We start from the raw sequence: 19339 nt of genomic DNA, 5'->3' as shown, positions 1-19339 counted from the left end.
TAAAAATGTATTTCGGCGCAAATAGTTTGGAAGAAAATAATGTAGGGTTGAGCTAAGTGTTGGATAATCAGCCATATGTATAATTGTAAAAAACTATTTAAGAAATATTTGTCTAAAATGTTTGCAAAGCAAAAACAGACATCTATTTTTGCAGTCCCAAAAGGTACCAATTGACATGGTGATGTAGCTCAGTTGGTAGAGCAAAGGACTGAAAATCCTTGTGTCGGCGGTTCGATTCCGTCCATCACCACTTTAAAATGACACAACGCCTTGATAATCAATGATTTATCAAGGCGTTTTTGTTTGTGGTTTACAAAATGGTTTACAAAGCAAATTACGGATCAATCCGAAAAGTTGGGGGCAGTAAAAAAAGTTAGTTGTTTTGCAATGAATCAATACTAAATACATTGCACTATGGCAGCCGACCGCGCGCCCTATTTAGCCCTAGTTCGCTTCCTGTTACCGGAGGGTATCACAATGAAAACAGACAATGCCGATAACTTCCTGGCTTTCCCCAAAACTCGACAGGTCTTATATGCGCAAAACCTATTCCTCATCGCTTAACCAAGTCGAGATTTTCTTTATATGCTCACCAAAGACGTGCTTAAAGGTGGAGTATGGAAATCCGTCGAATAATTATTTTCGCAGTTGGTCGAATACATTTAAACGTATAATTAAACAAGAGCCAAGCCATTCGCTTAGACTTATAGCGACAACGCCCTGTCAATTAGTTAAGCTACTTAATAGTCGTCACACCAGTGCGATTTATTACGCTCGTGCTGGTCAGCGAAGAACCAACCGTCATACCATGCATTACCAAGTGCGTTAATGATATCGCACAGCATATGCATCCGACCATTGAAAAATGTCAATTATTATCGGCCGGCATTCTATTTTTGCGAAAGCGATGCTTACAGGCACCGATTCAAAACGAAAAACTGTAGGATATCGATGGTACGATTCCGTATAGCGATACAGCAGAAATGTTAGACTTTTGAAACCAGTTATAGTCGGCGGGCACGACATCTACTGAAAACAAGTTATGTCGATTATAAGCGTTGTATAGCCCTACAATCCACTTCCTTTCGCCCCATCTTTTCTTCTTTGAAAAGCTTGCCTGCACGTCCATTCTGTGGAACGCCGGAAGTCGGAAGCCGTTCCTATCGGGGTAATAGTTAAAGGTTGAGCCCTGGAATTGGTAAACGGCCGTTGGGAGAGAGGCTGCGCCTCCGGAGTTGTATTGAAAATCCAAGGATAATATAATGTGCTTTTTCAGTTGATAGGCGGATACAAGGGAAAAGCTATGCCGACGGTCAAACCGGGTTGAGTAGCGCCGGTTATGGTTAATGCCTTCAATGGTCCGATCGGTCTTCGCTAAGGTGTAGGTGATCCAGCCCGTAAGCTTGCCGTTCTTTTTGGTAACGGAGGTTTCGGCGCCCATCGCCCTACCTTTGCCTGCACGCACTTGTGATTCGACATATTGGTTAACAAACAGATTCGCATTATCAACGAAGTCAATCACACGATTGAAGGCTTTGTAATAGACTTCAATTTCAAATGAAAGGCTAGAGAGATTTTGGGAATAACCCATTGAAGCGATCCGGGCTGCCTGGGGCTTTACATTGGGACTCGACGGCAACCAGACATCGGTGGGAAGGCCGACTGAAGTATTGCCTAAAAGATGCACATATTGAACAGTCCTGGAAAAGGCAATTGAAATGCTTTTAGTGCTGTCGATTTGGTACTTGGCTGACAGTCTTGGTTCGAAGGCTGCGAAACTTTTGACCACTTTATTACTTGCATACCGTGTCGAGTCAACCGGCTTGGACCGGTCAGGACCATATGTATAAAATAGACCGGGACCAAGCAGCCCAAAAGTGGATATTCGTCCACCCAAATATACCGAGACTTTTCGCCCAACCTGCGAGGTGGCGCCCAGGAAGACGGATGCCTGAACTGTTTTCTTAGAAGCCAGCGCGAACGGTATTGTAAGGGACGTTTCGGATTTGGGCAAGATAGATCCGGGTTCGTAAGTTGTATAGGTTAGGTTGATCCCTCCCTTGACAAAAGACCGGTCTGTAACAAAATAATCGAGCTCATTTTTAAATCCAACCTCAGTGAGTCCAGCGTTCCAATCAAAATCGCGCCGATCATTTAAGAGGTTATAATTGTAATGGTACCGACTGTAATAGAGTGTGGTTTGAGAAAAGAGCTTATCAGAAAAAATGTGGTTCCATCTTAGCGACCCGGTCGCATTTCGCCACTTTGTAAATGTTCCCTTTTGAAACAGATAGTATTCAAACCAATCGCCGCCTAGGTAGCCAGAAAGAAAGAACTGGTCCTTACTGTTCGCCGATTTCCAATTTAGTTTTGCATTGACGTCATAAAATCTGATGTCATTTCCTCCTTGAAATCCACCCAAACCACCTAAGTGTAATGATTTGCCCAGGTTGCCAGCCGTGTTGGCAACCGCTCCTGCATAGCTGTAACGACTGGAAACGATAAAAGATGAACGGTCCTTCTGAATGGGGCCTTCCGCAACGATCCTGCTCGCAATCAGCCCAACGGCACCGGAGACTGTAAACTTTTGGTTATTCCCTTCCCGCATTTTAAGGTCTAACACCGACGACAACCTCCCCCCAAATTGCGCTGGCATAAGACCTCTGTAAATATCAATCGACTTGATAGCGTCCGGATTGAAGGCGGAATAGAAGCCGAGCGCATGAGACGGATTATAAACCGGAGCTTCGTCAAGCAAAACCAATGTTTGATCAAACGACCCTCCTCGCACCGACAGGCCGGTAGTGCCTTCAACCGCCGTTCTGACGCCAGGCAAATATTGGAGCGCCTGCATAATATCCGCTTCGCCGCCCAAGGTAGGCATATTTTTTACCTGGCCGACAGATAAACTCGCCTTGCCCGTTAACGCATCGTAACTGATTGACTCGCTTTTGGATGATACATTGACCGCATCTAAATCCGTCGCCCATGGCGTGAGACGAAAATCGACCGCTGTGTTTCCAACAACTTTCACTGTGGACTTTAACGTTTTATATCCGAGGTAGGAAATCTCAAAGCTATTGGTTCCTTTCGGAACGGTGATTGAATAATAACCATAGGCATTTGTTTGGGTAACAACTCCCCGTGCTTGTAAGCGTATTTGTGCGAACGGCAGAACTTCCCCGGATGTTGAATCCGCAACCGTACCCGACACTTGAAACTTCTGCGCAAAAGAATGAATTGAAATAATATTTAGTAGGAATACTAAAAAGCGGAATAGCCGATTAGAAGCTAACTTAATCACCATATTTGAAAAATAGTCCGTTACGATACTACGGTTTCACAACAAATTGATAAGACGAAACGCTTGACGCATTAAAGAATCCCGCAACCGGTGCGGTACCTCGCAAATTAGAAGGGGCGTTTGCCGGCGTCGGAGCATAAACGCCTCCGTCGCTATTCAGAGACTTGATCAACGCTTCGTAATACTTGTAAGCGTCGGCGGTAAAGGAGTACAGATATGCAGTGTAGTTATCGGCAGAAAGCCACTGATGAAAGTTGGGGGAAGGCGTCGCACCAACATTAATGTTAAGCCCATTCACATACTCGGGCAAATGCTCATCGTCCAATATCGCCACATTCCAGATCCTGTCGCTGAATTGGCAAGGATATCTTCTTGTAATCAGCCCGCCAGTCGATGTAAAGTCGGAACAAAATTGGGTCATATAATAATTACGCTCCGGTTTGGGGTCTCGGAAGTAAAGTAACGGCAGATAGCTATGACCATTAACCGGATAGCCTTCTACGTATTGCAAGCCTACCGAATCAATAGGCGAAACCGCCGGCAAATAAGCATCCGCCTGGTAAGTCTCACCGTTCTTCTTTACGGTAAGGTGGTAAGTATCCCCTACCTTGCATCGAAGTCTCGTAGCGTAATAATATCCTTCAAATAAAGGATCGTCATACTGGGTTTCGATCTCGCGCTCGTTGACAAGGGTATCAACTAGCCCTTTCTGGTTAGAAATAATGACCAGCGCACTGTCCACAGTCTGGATCAACTCATCGTTTGTATTTCGTGCCCATGTTAGTCGCACATAATTATTATGATTCAGATCTGTCAACTGGCCATCAACCACAAGAATTTTGCCCATGTTTTGATTTAGATCCAGATCGACACTTTTTGTACATGCAAACAGAAGGAAAAGGCTGCTCGCTACAAGTTGAATTCGTCTAGTCACTTAAATAATAGTTTATTGCTTCGCAATTTGGTCAATATGTTGGCTAAGTGCATCTAACGTTAGCTCGCCAAAATATATTCGGTTGTTGATTAAAATAGTTGGAGTGCCATTTAGTTTCAGGTCATTTAAGCGCCTGAAATTTTCCAACATTTTTGAATCGTCAAATGAACTGATGCAGCGATTACATTTCTCTATGTCTAACCCCACGTTCTTGGCGATAGCTCCCACATCTGCTGTTTCGCTACCGTTACTTTTGAAAAGTTCCCGATACGTCTCCCAAAATTTCCCCTGCTCACCGGTACATTCGGCGATTTTTATTGATTTGTTGACCTTGTCGGCTATTAGCGAACCCTCATATCGTTATATCGGCTATCAGTTGTGCCATTCCCCAGCATAACGCCTTACCAAGGATGCTGCTAAAGTCAACCCCGCTCCTTCTGACGTAATTGGCATTGTCATTATTCTCGTCATCGATATGCATGTATCCGTTTGCGATTACCGGGTAGTTAGTTTCAGTCCCAAATACACCTAATTGAAACCAAGATTAGGGAATTCATACATGTAAGTGGAAATATCATTAATGTTATTGTTGCCGTAGAAAATCCAGAAATTTAATGTGATTCCATTCACGTCTCTCGCAATATACGTATTGCTACCGGACTGCCCAGACATGCTGATATTTTTGTTGTTGTGATCCTCGCTATCATGGTGCAATATAAGGATCAGTGTAGTATGTCAAAGTTGGTTTCAGGTTACCAAGCCGGATAACCGCATAATAATTTGTTCGATTGTATGGGCCTCCATTCGCACTACTCGGCGTTAAAGTAACATTTTAAATAATTGGCTGTCCACACGGCAAACGGTATGCCATGTGTTTGTCTCATCCATCGTCCAGGCACCTGTCCAGCCAGACGCAGTCGATCCGCCTCCGTCCTTATTATCCATAAAATACCGTATACGTTCTTCGGTTCCACAGTTGTCTATTGCCGGGGCTACTCCAACCGAATAGCCGCCATAGTCAGCAGCTAAGCGGTAACGCGGATCAAAGTTTTGATAATATTTGTCGATTTTTTTCTTGCAAATTCCTCATGAAATCTGGTGAGGCTTTAGTTACAGTATAGGCGGCGGCTATATCTCATCCGCTTCGTGTTCCCATTTCTTCAGATTGTTTATTAACTTCCAGAGCGTTTTGGGTGTTTCGCTTAGGCCGCTGTGTCTTTGCATCCCTCCTTGGGATCGACATAGCAGTTGGTGGACTACAACTTGCTGCGTGCTACGATAGCGTAGGTAGAGTGAAATGATCGATACGCCAGATGCATTGGGGGATTTCAGATAGTATTTGACCTTCATTTTGTGTCTGGTTGTGCACTTATGACAATTTACCAAAAACTGGTCGCACTGGTTTAAAAAATGGTTTACAATTTTGACTTTATTCGCCTTGATCTGATCTATCTAAAGTCATATAGGTTTATCTTTTAAATAGTTGTATTTCAGGTAGATGACTTGCTAAGCCTGATCTATACCTAAGTAAAATTTCATTCCGTCCATCACCATCGGAAGTCATCGTGATTTATCACGATGGCTTTTTTCTTCTTTGCCGATCTTGTAATTTGGCGCTGGCTCAAAAACCTCCTCGTTTGGCCCTGTCCGCATTTGAACTCTTCTGTAAATCAGAAAACCAATGCAGTATTCCCGGGAACAACTCATTGTACTCTTTACCTACTTGCCGGTGCTCGTGGCAGCGTTGATGGCTTCGCTGCATTACCGTAGCGCCGAAAGCGCTGTGAAGCTGCTGTGCGGACTGATTTTCTTTGCCCTTTTTATCGAGAGTATTTCCCGCATTTTCTGGTTTTTCAGGGTTTCGAATTTATTTCTCTGGCCGATTTATATCACGGTCGAATTCGGATTGCTGACCTGGATGTACAGCCTGGTGCTCGGTCAAAAATGGTTGAATGCCGCAAGAGGCTGGATGATCGGCGGTTTTACGGCAATAGTTCTGGTGCGCGAGTTGGGGCAGCACGGCCAGTCGGTTTGGATCGATAATGCGGGACGGTCCATTGAAAGTGTGATTGTCATTTTCCTGGCGCTTGCGTATTTCTATAAAGTTTTTCAGGAATTGAAAGTGCAAAACCTGCTGCTTGAGCCTTTCTTTTGGGTGTCGGCGGGCCTGCTGCTTTTCTTTTCGGGCAATTTTCTGATTTTCATATTCATGAATTTCATTTTGCTGTATTCTAAAAACCTGAATGATCAGATCTGGGTGATCCACGCGCTGATGAACTATATGCTGTACATCACTTACGCTATCGCATTATGGGTAGGCCGGGGGAAATAGAATTTGCACAGTTGTTATTCGGGGGGATCGGCATTATGCTGATGATGGCGCTGGCAATCGTCATTTTTGTGCTGCTCTATCAACGGAAGCTGCATTTTCAGCAAAGCCGCCTGCATCAGATGGAGATGGTCCACCAGAAAAAGATCCTCGAATCGATCGTGGCATCGCAGGAGAACGAGCGCGAGCGTATCGCGCGCGACCTGCACGACGAGATAGGCGCGTCGTTGTCGGCAGTCCGTTTGTTCATCGGACAAATACAGTACGAAAAATCGCCGGACGAGATGAAAAGCCTGGCTGCACGTTCGGGACAGATTATCGGCGACGTGGTGAAGGATGTAAGGCAGATTGCCCATAATTTATCGCCGGTTATTATCGAGAACTTCGGTTTTGCCGGTGCCGTGAAAATTTTGCTGAACCGCCTGGAAGACACAGGAATGAGTATCCGGTGTACCATCGATGACCCGGCGGAGGTACTTTCGTCATACCAGCAGTTGGTCCTGTACCGCATTATCCAGGAGGTGATCGGCAATGTGGTCAAGCATGCCGGGGCCAGCGAGATAACTTTCGATCTTCGCCATAACGGTTCATGGCTGAGCTTGCTCATGAGCGACAATGGCAGGGGGTTCGATATGCATTCGGGTCAGAAGGCAGTCGGAATGGGAATGAGCACGATCCGCACCCGGACCGACTTGTTAGGGGCCAGGCTCGAACTGAGTTCGGTCCCTGGTGAAGGCACCCGTTTTAAAATTGAAATGCCCGTTTAACATTTTCTCAACGATCAAATTGAAACCGGTAAAAATAGCGATAGCGGACGATCACAAGCTGTTCCGCCAGGGATTGGGCCAGATTCTGGCCCGTAATGAAAATTATCAGGTAGTGCAGGAAGCCGCTTCCGGCGAGGAGCTGTTGGAGAAAATAGCGGATACCGCGCCCGACGTGGTCCTGCTGGACCTTTTTATGAAGGGAATGGACGGAAAAGAGGTTGCGGGATTGCTGTTGAAACAGTATCCCGATGTGAAAATCATTATCCTGTCGATGGATTATTCCCCGGAACACATATTGCAGCTCATGCGTGTAGGTGTGCACGGCTACCTGCCCAAGGATATCGATCAGGGCATTCTGGGTGAGGCTATCGAGCAAGTTGTCACGAAGGGATATTACATCAACGACGACATTGCGCAGGTAATGCGGCAGGGATTGCAGGCGGGAAATATCAAGCCGGCCCGCAGCAAGGTTGCCATTCCTTCATTGAATATCGGCCTTACCGACCGTGAAATGGAAGTGCTTGCGCTCATTTGCAAGGGCTACAATACGGCCAGAATCGCGGAGGAACTGTTTATCAGCTACCGCACCGTGGAAGGCCATCGTAAAAATCTATTGGAAAAAACCGGGGCGGGCAATTCGGTGAGCTTGGCGATATTTGCCGTGAAGCATCAATTACTGGACTTCTAAGGGGCTTAACACCTGTCAAATCCGTGCGAATACCCGTAAATCCGTAATGCGGTCGCGATAGGTTTCGAGAAATGCGCAGAAGCGGGCAATCTGTTGCTCTTGGTAAGTCAGGTCGGCCATCTGATCATATTCTTCAAGATATACGTCCTTGAAATCGGTGATCACATAACGCAGGCTTCTAATCCCTTTTGTGCGCAGCGCGGGGAGATAAAAATTCTGATGGCTTTTCATAAAACAGCCCGGCCGGTAATTGCCGGTGGTTTTGATATCCACGGCCAGCATCTTGCCGATTACGTCAACATATCCGTAAATGAGGCTGTCGTTCAGTTGGTATTCACAATATACCTGCGTTTTCAGCATCGGGCGTGGCAGGAACGACCGCACTTTCGACAGGATCGCCGGATCAAATGCTTCTTCGCCAATGCCCTTGATCACCGCATCCTCGAATGATACGCCACGGAATTGTGCTTCCGTTTGAGGTACCGGCACACGGTTAATGCGGTCGAGGAGCTCCTGTTCGTCCATGTAGCCGCGCTCGAACCGGTCGAAACAGCTTAACAGGGATGGGTAAAGTTTGTATTTAACAGTGGTAGAAATCATTATTTAACAATGTTAGCAGGCATTTACTTTTTCTTTTTGCCAAAATGATATTGTAATGATACTGCAATGAAACTGAATGTATCGTTCGGCGTATCGCTGTACGAGTCGCTTTCTTCCGGATTGATCAGCCTTCGGCCCGAGGTTGCGTCCAGCTTGTCGGTCCGCACGAAACAGAAGCGGTATTCAAATGCGATTTTCAGTTTTTCTAACAAAGCATAATCCACAGAAGTGCCGAGCGGTAAAATTCCTTCCCTCGTTTTTCTGATGCCCTTCGGCCCCCGGGGAGGTCCCCAGCGCAGGAAAAGCGGGTTCCGTGCGCTGTGCTCGCTGTTCGTAAAGCGTAGCAGTCGGTTATCGTCGAGATCGAAGGCGTTGGCGCTGAACCATATTTGTCCGAATCCCACATATACGTTGAAGTGTGCCGGTCCGGGCTCCCGATTGCAAAATTGCTCCGAGAGGTCCCATTTCACGAGGCATTCCACGCTGTTGTATTCGTTTACAAACCAGGAATTGAAGAAAGCCCTTTTCTCGCCGCCGATATTTCCCGCATTGTAATCGAGCTGAATGGCGAATTGTTTGTTGAGATACTTTCCAATTCCGGTGCCGGCCATTCCGTGCATGGCCTGGGCATTCAGTTCGCCATAAAATTGGGTAAGGCCGCCGCGGAGGCTCAGAAACCAGGGTTGTGAGGCGTGGCGATCGTAGTTTTTCTTATTGCTGATGCCGTTCGGCGAGCGGTAACGGACAGGCTGAGCGCAGGTTATGCCAACCAAAGCGCAGGTGGCAATGAGCATAGTGTAACGCATGGCTGGTAATGATCGGGACGAAATGTTTGTTCAGCCATTGATACGTTCGCTTTTCATTTTGGTCACTTTTGTAGAAGCCAATAAGATGCCGGCCCGCCGTGTGATAACCGTAAATATCTGTTAGTTTTGCTTGTAGTTGAAAATCCGATAAAAAATGAGTGTAGTACCCTATAAAGATAAGGAAGGGACCAAACGGGAGCAGGTAGCCGAAATGTTCGATAATATTTCGCCCAAATACGACCTGCTTAACCACGTCCTGAGCGGAGGCGTAGATATATATTGGCGTAAAAGGGCCATCAAATTGCTCAAAAAGCAGCAACCAAAGGTTATTCTCGACATTGCGACGGGTACCGGCGACTTCGCGATTGAGGCGCTGGCACTGAAACCCGAAAAAATCATCGGTGTCGATATTTCGGAAGGAATGCTGGCGGTTGGCCGTGAGAAAATCGCCAAACTGGGCAAACAGGATGTGATTACACTTCAAAGCGGTGACTCGGAAAGTTTGGCTTTTGCAGACAATTATTTTGACGCGATTATCGTTTCGTTTGGAGTACGCAATTTTCAGAATCTGCTGGCCGGACTGACCGAGATGAACCGCGTGATGAAGCCGGGCGGAACTTGTGTGGTGGTCGAGTTTTCGAAACCGAGAAGCTTTCCGTTCAAGCAGATTTACAATTTTTATTTCAAATACATATTACCAGTAATAGGGAAAACGGTCTCCAAAGACAGCTCGGCATATACCTATTTGCCAGAGTCGGTGCAGGCCTTTCCGGATGGGGAAGCTTTTCTTGATATTTATAAAAAAGCAGGTTTCATAAATACCAAATGCATATCACTTACCTTCGGGATCTGTTCAATTTACGTCGGGCACAAGTAATTATCGGCCTCCTGGTGTTGCTCATGGCAGCACAGGAAGCCCGGTCTCAGGGCATCGGGTACCGCCGCAAGCACCTCGAATATTACGACGACAAGCCGATCCATTACGGGATCCTGTTCGCGGTGCCTTTTACGCGTTTCAATATTAAGCACAGCAACGACTTCATTTCTAAAAGATTCGGCGTTTGTTATCCAGTCGCCCACAAATGCGGCATTCCGGATGGGTTTCACGATCAATGCGTTTCTAAATGAGCATTTTGATCTGCGGACGACACCGTCCGTTTCGCTGTATGAGCGGCATGTCAAATTCAGTTACCCCAATGGCACCGACCGGACTGAAAAGCGCGAATCGACTTGGATCGAAGTACCGCTCTTGCTAAAATACAAATCTCTTCGGAGGGTCAACTCACGGATGTACATGGTAGCAGGCGTAACATTAGGCATCGAAACGAACGTAAAGCGGGCCCGTAGCGGCGGCGCGGGGACTTTGGACACCAAGTCGAGCGATTTCTCGATCGACTACGGCATTGGCTTCGAGCAATTTTTCGAGTTCTTCAAATTCGCGCCCGAGCTGCGTTTTTCGCATGGAATGACCAATATGCTCGTGCCCGGAAAAAATTCGATAGGAAACGGCATCAGTCGAATGCGAACGCACACAGTGACGCTCTATCTGAACTTCGAATAGCGTATACTGGTTATCAGAAGGTTAAAAAATATTTTGAAATTTTTTTCTAGAATATTTGCAGAGTTCAATTTAGTCGCACATATTTGCACTCCCAAACGACGGGGAAAACAAAAGAAAAAGAAAGGGAGTTTAGCTCAGTTGGTTCAGAGCATCTGCCTTACAAGCAGAGGGTCGGGGGGTTCGAATCCCTCAACTCCCACAAAAAGCATCGAGCAATCGATGCTTTTTCCGTTTTTCAGCCAACTGGTTCAGAGCATCTGCCGGATCAGTCCGAAAACGGATCAGTCCGAAAACTTGGGGAGCGGTGAAAAAAGTAGTTGTTTTGCAATGAATCAACATTGAATACATTGCAAGAGTCCTATTTAGCCCTAGTCCGCTTCCTGTTACCAGAGGGTATCCTCGATTATTTCGAGCTTTCCAAAATCGTCGAAGGCCTCACTGGTCTGCATATTTACTTGGAAGAGAAAAATCTTCCTCCTTCCAATACAAGGATCAAAAATTAGAATCCAAAGGTTATTTACCTGAGATTTACATTCAGGACTTTCCTATTCGTAATCAAAAAGTTACGCTCTGTATCAAGCGTCGACGCTGGGAAGTCAAGGACACTGGCGAAATTATCAGCAGGGATTGGAATGTGGTGCAAGAGGGAACTCGGATGACTAAAGAGTTCGCTGATTTTTTAAAAACAATGTATTGATAATAATCCTGTTAGCTGCTCACAATTAGGGAAATACTTTCATCTGGACGGCAAACAGCTTCAACAACAGTATAAAGACCATATAAGCGACTACAAAGATTGGGATCAACGCGAGCATGCTGCTGACTGGTTGTTGTACCCTGAGAACACCGGCCCGTATTTAAGCATTGACGAAACCTCTCTTTCCAACGGTGAGCTCTATACAATTGTGACTAACAAAGCAGCCAGAGGCAGAAAAGGCACGCAAGCTAGCTTGGTCATCGAGGTTTTGAGAAAGATTCCGAAAGGTATTCGAGGTAAAGTACGGGAAGTAACGCTGGATATGGCCGCTAACATGGGGTTGATTGTCAGTCGATGTTTTCCAAAAGCTCTGAAGGTCATCGACCGCTTTCATGTGCAAAAACTTGCCTTTGATGCAGTTCAGGAAATCAGGATACAACATCGTTGGCAAGCCCTGGATCAAGAAAATCAGGCTATTGAAGCTGGCAGGCAATCTGGTTTGGTTTACCAGCCGGAAATTCTTGCCAACGGAGATACCTTAAAACAGCTGCTTGTCAGGAGTAGATATTTGCTTTTCAAGCACCATGACAAGTGGACACCTTCACAGGTTCATCGTTCCAGGCTGCTTTTCGAGCGTTACCCACTAATCGCCCAGGCTTACACGCTCGCAACAGGCTTAGGAACCGTTTTTCGGGTTTGCAAGTCCAAAGAGCAGGCGTTTAAAAGACTGGCATTGTGGTACAATGCAGTTGAAAATTGCGGCTTAGATTCCTTTAAAACCGTTGCCCGATCTATTCAAACGCATTATCTGGACATCCTTAATTTCTTCAATAACAGGAGTACCAACGCTTCGGCAGAGTCATTCAATGCGAAGATCAAGGCTTTTAGATCCTCATCCAGAGGTGTGAGGGATATTCCATTCTTCCTATTCAGGCTTACCAAACTTTATGCTTAATCTCCCCCCCAGATTTTCTGCTTGATCCCAGAGGGACGGGGACGGTCCGCCGCGCGGTTCGAATCCCTCAACTCCCACAAAAAGCATCGATTGTTCGATGCTTTTTGTGTTTTGCATTCATGTAAAATTCCCCGGTCGCCCGCGACTTCTGCGCTTACATATCTTCTCTTCCCGGTAAATCGGACAGCGTCGGTCCGCATCTTAGCTGGTTTCGCCGGAGAATAACTCATCCCAACCGCATGGATATCAGATATCCGTGACCGCCAGTCACGAGGTCTATCTTGGAGGATTGTTGAACCATAACATTGCGGATATGCTGATAAATGCTGTGCTCAAGTATTTTGACCTTCGGGCGTCACGGATCGTGAAGGATGTGAAATTTATCGATGACGACCTCTTTCTCGGGATTTATGAAACATGCAAACCTTTCACAATGACGTCGGTCGAAAGGATGTATGCATTATATAATGCCGTAAAGTATGTGGTGCAAAATAAGATTCACGGAAGCTTTGTTGAATGTGGCGTCTGGCGGGGAGGAAGCTCGATGCTCACAGCCCTGACATTGTTACATCTGGGCGAAAGCCAGCGGAAGCTTTTCCTTTATGATACTTACGAAGGCATGCCCGCACCAACCCGGAACGACGTAACGTTCAGGGGAGAAAAAGCTGACCAGCTTTTAGAGAAAAGCAGGGATAATAAAGAGACATCAGTCTGGTGCCTGGCCGATATCGCGGATGTTCGGCGGAATATGGGACTCACCGAATATCCTTCCGAGAATATTTATTGTATTAAAGGAAAAGTTGAAGATACCATTCCGGCGAATTTACCGACGGATGGTATCGCATTGCTTCGGTTGGATACGGACTGGTATGAATCGACACATCACGAATTGATACATCTTTATCCGATCTTGGCAGACTCGGGTGTGTTGATAATAGACGATTACGGGCATTGGGCCGGATGTAAAAAGGCGGTTGACGAGTACTTTGTCAACAAGCCCATCCTGCTTAATCGCATAGACTACACAGGCAGGATTGGGATAAAGCACAGCGGAACGGCATGGTAAACAATATGCCCGGGTTTGGTGGTCCGAACGGTCGCGACGGATTTTAATTGACTCCATCCATTCAAAGATCCGGCCTGATTGCATGAAAATCAGGCCGGATTCGTCGTAGTTTACAGCTGTACTTCGGCTTTACTTGCCGCCGATTGCAGCCCCGCTTCCAATACCTGAATGATCTTCAAACCATCCGCAAAGTCCGGTTTGATTTCGGTATTGTTTTCAATCGCATTCAAAAAGTCAACCACCGCGTGTACGAAAGCGTGTTCGTAACCGATAATATGTCCGGCGGGCCACCAGTGGCCGGCGTATGGATGAACGGCCTCAGTAGCAAGAATGGTACGGAAGCCGTGTTCTCCTTTTGCGTCTTCGTTGGAATAGTATTGCAGCTCGTTCATACGTTCGAGGTCGAAAACGAGGCTGCCTTTGCTGCCATAAATCTCGAACGTAAGGCGGTTTTTGCGGCCGGTTGCGAACCTGGTCGCTTCAAATGAGCCCACGGCGCCATTCCGGAACCTGACCATCATCAATGCGGCGTCTTCTACCGTTACTTCTCCCATTTCATCGCCTTTGGATGCACCCGTGAGGCTTCCGGTGGCGGTTTCGTCTGCGATAGGCCGTTCCTTAATGAAGTTCGTTGTCAGCGAGGAAACGGAAACAATGTCACCCACGAGGAAATGCGCCAGGTCCACGGCGTGAGAGTTGAGGTCCCATTGCGGACCTGCCTTGGCCGTTTCCTTTTTAAGCTGCCAGGTAAGCGGGAACGACGGGTCGACGATCCAGTCCTGCTGGTAGGCGCAGCGCCAGTGGAAAATACGCCCAATCTTGCCTTCTTCAATCATCCTTTTGGCAAGTGCCACAGCGGGTGTTCGGCGGTAATTATGATTGAGATAATGCTTTACGCCATTTTCCTGGCAAACTTTCAGCATTTCGACCGCCTGCGCGCTGTCCATCGAAAGCGGTTTTTCGCAGAAAATATGCTTGCCTGCCTTTGCAGCAGCCAGCGCGACTTCGTAATGGAGATACTGGGGCAATGCAATGTCGACAATATCGATATCCGGCCGGGTTATGAGCTTCCGCCAGTCGGTTTCGGTTTGTTCCCATCCCCAGTTTTTAGCGAATTCGGACAGTGATTCCTGGTGGCGGCCGCATGCGGCTTTCAGGACGGGCGTCGATGGCGTATCGAAAAACAACGGGGCTTTGATCCACGCATTGCTATGCGCACGGCCCATAAACTTGTAACCTACTATGCCGATATTGATTTGCTTTTTCATTGAAGGATTTGTGTGATTAAGGATTGTATGTTGAACAGGTTTCACCAAAAGTATTAAATCTTGACGATTGGATTTAATTCGTAAATTTCAACTCTTCATATTTACCTGAACAACACACTATATCATGAAACAGCTTGTCCAGAACCTCCGGACCGGGGAGACAATATTGTTGGAAGTGCCCGTTCCGCTCGCCCGAAAGGGTTGTGTGCTCGTCAAAAGCCGCAAAAGCCTTGTTTCCGCCGGCACCGAACGAATGCTGATCGAGTTCAGCAAAGCCAATTTTCTTTTCAAAGCACGGCAGCAGCCTGATAAACTCCGCCTCGTTTTCGACAAAATCCGAACAGATGGTTTCTGGAAAACCACCCGCTCGGTTCTCCGCAGGCTGGATCAGTTCTTGCCGTTGGGGTATTGCAATGTGGGGGAAATTGTAGCGATTGGAGAAGGTGTAGAAGGTTTCACGATCGGCGATCGCGTGGTAAGCAATGGGCCGCATGCCGAAATGATTTGCGTGCCGGTGAATCTGCTTGCGAAAATACCCGGCAATGTACCGGACGAAGAGGCGGTTTTTGCGGTTTTAGGCGCGGTAGGCCTGCACGGTGTGCGATTGCTGGCCCCGGCGTTGGGCGAGCGCGTAGCAGTGGCAGGGTTAGGGCTGATCGGCCTGATGGTCGTCGACATCCTGCGCACGAACGGATGCGAGGTTGTTGGTATCGAACCGGACGAACACCGGCGACGAATCGCGGAAGAAAAGGGTATCAAAACGGTTGATCCGGCGAATCCCGCCAGACCAATTTCGGAGCAATTCGGTGAAATGGATGGCGTGATTATAACAGCTTCGTCCAGGTCCGGTCATGTTATTTCGATGGCCTCTGCGATTTGCAGGAAAAGAGGGAAAATAGTATTGATCGGAGATATTCCCCTGCATTTAAGCCGCTCCGATTTTTATCAGAAAGAACTGACATTCCAGGTTTGCTGCGCATACGGGCCGGGGCGCTATGACCATGCGTATGAGGAAAAAGGTACGGATTATCCCCTGCCGTATGTGCGCTGGACTGTAAACCGCAATTTTCAAGAGGTTTTGAAGCTGTTGAGTAATGGCTCATTAAATGTAAAGCCATTGATTTCCAGTGTAATTCGGTTGGAGAGCTATTCGGCTATTTACCAGAAAGGTAACCGATCACTGGGAACGCTGATCAGTTACGGCGGCGGGTGCAATGCCGGCGAAACGGTCGTTCGGAACCCGGGCAAATCGTTTTCGGTACAAAAGGTAGTTGCGGCGGTCATAGGCGCCGGGAATTTTGTGTCCATGACCTTGTTGCCTCGCCTTCGTGGGAAATGCATTAAGTACATAGCCAGTTCGAGCGGGTTAAGGGCGGCGGAACTGGCTGCGAAGTATGGCATCCCATTCGTTATCACCGACTACCGGGAGGCTTTGTCCGACGAGCAGGTAAACCTGGTCATAATCGCTACCCGGCACGACCAGCATGTTGCCATTGCGGCGGAAGCGATTCGCGCGGGTAAGCATGTTTTCGTGGAAAAGCCGCTTAGTATCGATGCCAGAGGTGTTGAAAAGATAAAAACATCACTTAAAAATGTACAGCTTCCCGTTTCCCTCACGGTCGGTTTCAATCGAAGGTATGCCCCGCATATTACCAGGTTGCGGGAGTTGCTGAAAGGAGGTCCGATGAATGTCGTGATCACCGTGAATGCCGGGTATATTCCGGGGAATACCTGGATTCACGACAGTGCGCGTGGAGGCGGGAGACTGGTTGGAGAGGCCTGCCATTTTATAGATCTGGTCGCCTGGATCGCGCGGAGCCGCATTACCGAAGTATGCACCAACGCATTGACGGTCCGGGGCTGCGTGAGTTCCGACAATGCGACCGTGCTGTTACGATTGGCGAATGGCTCCACCGGCACGGTGTATTATTTCTCAAATGGTCATGGCAGTTATCCAAAGGAGCGGATCGAAGTACATTCGCTTGGGCGGACAATGGTTCTGGACGACTACAAAAACCTGCGCGGATACGGATTCGAAGGATTCCGGGAGATGAAAACGGACGCGGGAAAAGGCCATCGGGAGCAGTTCAATCGGTTATTCGAATGCATTTCGATGGGAGAAGAACCGCTAATGCCCCCGGACGACGTCTGGAATTCGAGCTTTGCGACACTGGCGGCGCGGGATAGTATGTGGACAGGCAGCTGGATGAAAGTGCCATGAAAGCGCTGCGATATTTGATGTTGCTCGGGCATATCAGCCGCCAGATGGGCTGGCGCTATGTGGCGTTCAGGGCAGGATATTGGTTGCAGGGAAAAACCGGCATGCTTAAACTGCGTTTTCCGAGGAACGCTATCAGCCGTTGTTTCATTAACATTGAGGAGTGGCGCGATCGGAAACCCGCTTTTCTTTTCGAACGTGAACTGCTGAAAATCGAAAAGAATGCCGGTAATGACGATTTGAAATGGCGTGTGGCTCAAATCAAGGCCGGGAAGTTCCGTTATTTCAGCCATCAATGGTATGAAGTGCACGACTGGCATACCAACGCACTAACCGGCTTTGTTTATCCGAAATCTCGGCATTGGTCGGATGTTGACGACCTTTCTCCAAAGACGGGCGATATTAAATATGTATGGGAGAAATCACGGTTCGCCTTTTTGTACGACCTTATTCGCTATGACTACCATTTTTCGGAAGATCAGTCGGAGACCGTTTTTAAACTGATTTCGGACTGGATTGACAGCAACCCGGTTAACTGCGGTCCGAACTGGAAATGCGGCCAGGAAATTGCGCTAAGGGTGCTGAACTGGACATTTGCATTGCATTACTACCGGTTTTCGACGACATTGAACCAGGTACTTTTGAATAAAATCGTAGGCAGCATTTACGACCAGACGCGTCATGTGGCCGATAACATTCGGTTCTCGAAAATCGCTGTGCGAAATAATCACGTTCTAACGGAGGCACTGGGGCTTTTTACGGTGGGGTCGATGTTCCCGTTTTTTTCGAAAAGCCTGAAATGGAAGCGGGGAGGGAAAAATTTGTTTGAAAAAGAAATCATTTCACAGATCGCGCCGGACGGAAGTTATCTGCAATATTCTATGAATTACCATAGGGTTGTTGTGCAGTTACTGACGTGGGGAATCCGGTTATCCGAATTACATGGGGATTATATGTGTGAAATGGTTTACGCGCGGGCGAAAGCTTCATTGAATTTTTTGCGGGCATGCCAAAGCAATGCGAATGGGCAACTTCCCAACTATGGGCACAACGACGGCGCTTTATTCTTCCTCCTGACGGAATGTAAGTTCAGGGATTTCCGCCCGCAGATGGCTGCGCTCGCCAATGTGCTGGGAATCGATTTGGGTTATCAAACGGGCAAATGGTCGGAGGAGGGCCAATGGCTGGCCGGATGTTGCCGGCAATTTTTGATCAAAATAAGTCCCCGGCGTATCTCCACTTTCTCCGGAGACGGTTATTATGTAATCCGCAACGCCGGTACGCTTACATTTTTACGTTGCGGCGGTTATCGTAGCCGCCCTTTCCAGGCCGACCATAATCACCTCGATATTTGGGTAAATGGCCGCAATATTCTCCATGATGCAGGGACCTGGCTTTACAATGCGGATAGCGAATCCGTGAGCTATTTCTCCGGCACACGCTCACATAACACCATTATGATCGAAAATTTCGATCAAATGCAAAAACATTACCGTTTTATCTGGACGCATTGGATTATAAACGCAAAAGGAACGGCTGGATTTGCCGGTAATGCGTATTGGATCGAAGCCGGATTTGAAGGGTTCCTGCATGTGGGCAAAGGCATTGTCCATCGGAGACGGGTTGTTAAAAAGGCCGGTCAGTTGCATTGGCTGGTGGAGGATCGCGTTTCGAACGTACCGGCGGGAATGCGTATTCGCCAGCTTTGGCATCCGGACGAAACATTTAAGGATGATTTTCGTATCCGCGCGACCGACGACAAGGGCTGCGAAATCCCTAGGATCGTTGGAAGCGGCTGGTATTCGGAGGTTTACGGCCAAAAGATCGAATGTGCCGTTGTGATGTTCGAAAGCGAAGGGAGTTTTATCAGGACTGTTATTGAATGCTGTAAGTAACTGTCAAGGTTGACCCTGGCATGGACATTAAATCATATTAAACGGAAACATGCATAAAATCTGGCTCGATATCAACGTCCTTCTTGATTATCTCCTGCGAAGAGCGGGGTTCGAAACGCCAGCCATAGCGCTTTTTAAAGAAATTGAACGGAAAGAGGTAAAGGCTTTCACCTCGACAATCAATCTGATACCCACACATTATCAGCTTCGCAAGTTGGCTACCAAGCCAGCGGCAAGGACTATTTTTTGAA

Annotated in this window: 17 protein-coding genes and 2 tRNA genes; 13 read left to right on the top strand and 6 right to left on the bottom strand. The window is 47.4% G+C overall.

The features are described 5' to 3' along the window. Positions 1–177 precede the first annotated feature (177 nt). Positions 178–250 (top strand) — tRNA-Phe (locus ABV298_RS12820). 675 nt (positions 251–925) lie between these two features. Here the strand turns inward: ABV298_RS12820 and ABV298_RS12815 are convergent. Genes ABV298_RS12815 through ABV298_RS12805 form a run of 3 tightly spaced genes read right to left on the bottom strand, consistent with a single transcriptional unit; the run spans position 926 to position 4550 of the window. Next, positions 926–3307, bottom strand: coding sequence for a TonB-dependent receptor (locus tag ABV298_RS12815; RefSeq protein WP_353722487.1), 2382 nt, complete (start codon positions 3305–3307; stop codon positions 926–928). A 25-nt stretch (positions 3308–3332) separates the two neighbouring features. Beyond that, positions 3333–4238: a DUF4249 domain-containing protein gene (locus ABV298_RS12810; protein WP_353722486.1), complete on the bottom strand. Its 906-nt coding sequence runs from the start codon at positions 4236–4238 to the stop codon at positions 3333–3335. A gap of 12 nt (positions 4239–4250) precedes the next feature. Beyond that, positions 4251–4550, bottom strand: coding sequence for a thioredoxin domain-containing protein (locus tag ABV298_RS12805; RefSeq protein WP_353723179.1), 300 nt, complete (start codon positions 4548–4550; stop codon positions 4251–4253). Positions 4551–5919: 1369 nt separating this feature from the next. Between ABV298_RS12805 and ABV298_RS12800 the strand changes: the two genes are divergently transcribed. From ABV298_RS12800 to ABV298_RS12790, 3 genes are read left to right on the top strand one after another with little or no spacing between them, the layout of a single operon-like run. Beyond that, positions 5920–6570, top strand: coding sequence for a hypothetical protein (locus tag ABV298_RS12800; protein ID WP_353722485.1), 651 nt, complete (start codon positions 5920–5922; stop codon positions 6568–6570). Beyond that, complete coding sequence (locus ABV298_RS12795) at positions 6549–7334, top strand: sensor histidine kinase (RefSeq protein ID WP_353722484.1); 786 nt, start codon at positions 6549–6551, stop codon at positions 7332–7334. Before ABV298_RS12800 ends, ABV298_RS12795 begins: the two co-directional genes overlap by 22 nt. 19 nt (positions 7335–7353) lie before the next feature. Continuing rightward, positions 7354–8022, top strand: a complete 669-nt coding sequence (locus ABV298_RS12790) for a response regulator transcription factor (protein WP_353722483.1) — start codon at positions 7354–7356, stop codon at positions 8020–8022. A gap of 15 nt (positions 8023–8037) precedes the next feature. Here ABV298_RS12790 and ABV298_RS12785 read toward each other — a convergent pair whose 3' ends face one another. Together ABV298_RS12785 and ABV298_RS12780 are read right to left on the bottom strand one after the other, a co-directional pair. Beyond that, a complete protein-coding gene (locus ABV298_RS12785) occupies positions 8038–8622 on the bottom strand; it encodes a hypothetical protein (protein WP_353722482.1) in 585 nt (194 codons plus the stop codon). A 23-nt stretch (positions 8623–8645) separates the two neighbouring features. Further along, positions 8646–9428: a hypothetical protein gene (locus ABV298_RS12780; RefSeq protein WP_353722481.1), complete on the bottom strand. Its 783-nt coding sequence runs from the start codon at positions 9426–9428 to the stop codon at positions 8646–8648. A 154-nt stretch (positions 9429–9582) separates the two neighbouring features. Here ABV298_RS12780 and ubiE point away from each other — a divergent pair, with 154 nt between their 5' ends. The 6 genes from ubiE (at position 9583) to ABV298_RS12750 (ending at position 13707) form a co-directional block, all read left to right on the top strand. Further along, complete coding sequence (gene ubiE, locus ABV298_RS12775; protein ID WP_353722480.1) at positions 9583–10305, top strand: bifunctional demethylmenaquinone methyltransferase/2-methoxy-6-polyprenyl-1,4-benzoquinol methylase UbiE; 723 nt, start codon at positions 9583–9585, stop codon at positions 10303–10305. A gap of 23 nt (positions 10306–10328) precedes the next feature. Further along, entirely contained in the window at positions 10329–10556 is a 228-nt protein-coding gene (locus tag ABV298_RS12770) for a hypothetical protein (protein ID WP_353722479.1), read from the top strand. Beyond that, on the top strand, positions 10525–10989 hold the full coding sequence (locus ABV298_RS12765) for an outer membrane beta-barrel protein (protein ID WP_353722478.1): 465 nt from the start codon (positions 10525–10527) through the stop codon (positions 10987–10989). The genes ABV298_RS12770 and ABV298_RS12765 overlap by 32 nt, the downstream gene beginning before the upstream one ends. Before the next feature lie 123 nt (positions 10990–11112). Continuing rightward, a tRNA-Val gene (locus ABV298_RS12760) sits at positions 11113–11188 on the top strand. A 628-nt stretch (positions 11189–11816) separates the two neighbouring features. Further along, entirely contained in the window at positions 11817–12641 is an 825-nt protein-coding gene (locus tag ABV298_RS12755; RefSeq protein WP_353722477.1) for a transposase, read from the top strand. A 313-nt stretch (positions 12642–12954) separates the two neighbouring features. Next, positions 12955–13707, top strand: coding sequence for a TylF/MycF/NovP-related O-methyltransferase (locus tag ABV298_RS12750; protein ID WP_353722476.1), 753 nt, complete (start codon positions 12955–12957; stop codon positions 13705–13707). A gap of 110 nt (positions 13708–13817) precedes the next feature. On the opposite strand, the gene ABV298_RS12745 is transcribed toward ABV298_RS12750, so the two are convergent. After that, entirely contained in the window at positions 13818–14975 is a 1158-nt protein-coding gene (locus tag ABV298_RS12745) for a Gfo/Idh/MocA family oxidoreductase (protein ID WP_353722475.1), read from the bottom strand. A 124-nt stretch (positions 14976–15099) separates the two neighbouring features. Here ABV298_RS12745 and ABV298_RS12740 point away from each other — a divergent pair, with 124 nt between their 5' ends. Genes ABV298_RS12740 through ABV298_RS12730 form a run of 3 tightly spaced genes read left to right on the top strand, consistent with a single transcriptional unit; the run spans position 15100 to position 19338 of the window. Next, positions 15100–17196, top strand: coding sequence for a bi-domain-containing oxidoreductase (locus tag ABV298_RS12740; protein WP_353722474.1), 2097 nt, complete (start codon positions 15100–15102; stop codon positions 17194–17196). Next, positions 17193–19088, top strand: coding sequence for an alginate lyase family protein (locus tag ABV298_RS12735; protein ID WP_353722473.1), 1896 nt, complete (start codon positions 17193–17195; stop codon positions 19086–19088). The genes ABV298_RS12740 and ABV298_RS12735 overlap by 4 nt, the downstream gene beginning before the upstream one ends. A 49-nt stretch (positions 19089–19137) precedes the next feature. Continuing rightward, on the top strand, positions 19138–19338 hold the full coding sequence (locus ABV298_RS12730) for a hypothetical protein (RefSeq protein ID WP_353722472.1): 201 nt from the start codon (positions 19138–19140) through the stop codon (positions 19336–19338). Position 19339: the final 1 nt, after the last annotated feature.

It is taken from the genome of Dyadobacter sp. 676 (assembly GCF_040448675.1).
In the GTDB taxonomy this organism is placed as follows: Bacteria; Bacteroidota; Bacteroidia; order Cytophagales; family Spirosomataceae; genus Dyadobacter.
Note: the sequence above shows the minus strand (reverse complement) of the source record. Positions and strands in the feature narration are given on the sequence as shown.

Excerpts from the sequence above, each read along its gene's own strand:
- ABV298_RS12815 (WP_353722487.1), bottom strand. The coding sequence starts at position 3,307 with ATGGTGATTAAGTTAGCTTCTAATCGGCTATTCCGCTTTTTAGTATTC.
- ABV298_RS12800 (WP_353722485.1), top strand. The coding sequence starts at position 5,920 with ATGCAGTATTCCCGGGAACAACTCATTGTACTCTTTACCTACTTGCCG.
- ABV298_RS12795 (WP_353722484.1), top strand. The coding sequence starts at position 6,549 with ATGGGTAGGCCGGGGGAAATAGAATTTGCACAGTTGTTATTCGGGGGG.
- ABV298_RS12785 (WP_353722482.1), bottom strand. The coding sequence starts at position 8,622 with ATGATTTCTACCACTGTTAAATACAAACTTTACCCATCCCTGTTAAGC.
- ABV298_RS12780 (WP_353722481.1), bottom strand. The coding sequence starts at position 9,428 with ATGCGTTACACTATGCTCATTGCCACCTGCGCTTTGGTTGGCATAACC.
- ubiE (WP_353722480.1), top strand. The coding sequence starts at position 9,583 with ATGAGTGTAGTACCCTATAAAGATAAGGAAGGGACCAAACGGGAGCAG.
- ABV298_RS12770 (WP_353722479.1), top strand. The coding sequence starts at position 10,329 with ATGGCAGCACAGGAAGCCCGGTCTCAGGGCATCGGGTACCGCCGCAAG.
- ABV298_RS12765 (WP_353722478.1), top strand. The coding sequence starts at position 10,525 with ATGGGTTTCACGATCAATGCGTTTCTAAATGAGCATTTTGATCTGCGG.
- ABV298_RS12750 (WP_353722476.1), top strand. The coding sequence starts at position 12,955 with ATGCTGATAAATGCTGTGCTCAAGTATTTTGACCTTCGGGCGTCACGG.
- ABV298_RS12745 (WP_353722475.1), bottom strand. The coding sequence starts at position 14,975 with ATGAAAAAGCAAATCAATATCGGCATAGTAGGTTACAAGTTTATGGGC.
- ABV298_RS12740 (WP_353722474.1), top strand. The coding sequence starts at position 15,100 with ATGAAACAGCTTGTCCAGAACCTCCGGACCGGGGAGACAATATTGTTG.
- ABV298_RS12735 (WP_353722473.1), top strand. The coding sequence starts at position 17,193 with ATGAAAGCGCTGCGATATTTGATGTTGCTCGGGCATATCAGCCGCCAG.
- ABV298_RS12730 (WP_353722472.1), top strand. The coding sequence starts at position 19,138 with ATGCATAAAATCTGGCTCGATATCAACGTCCTTCTTGATTATCTCCTG.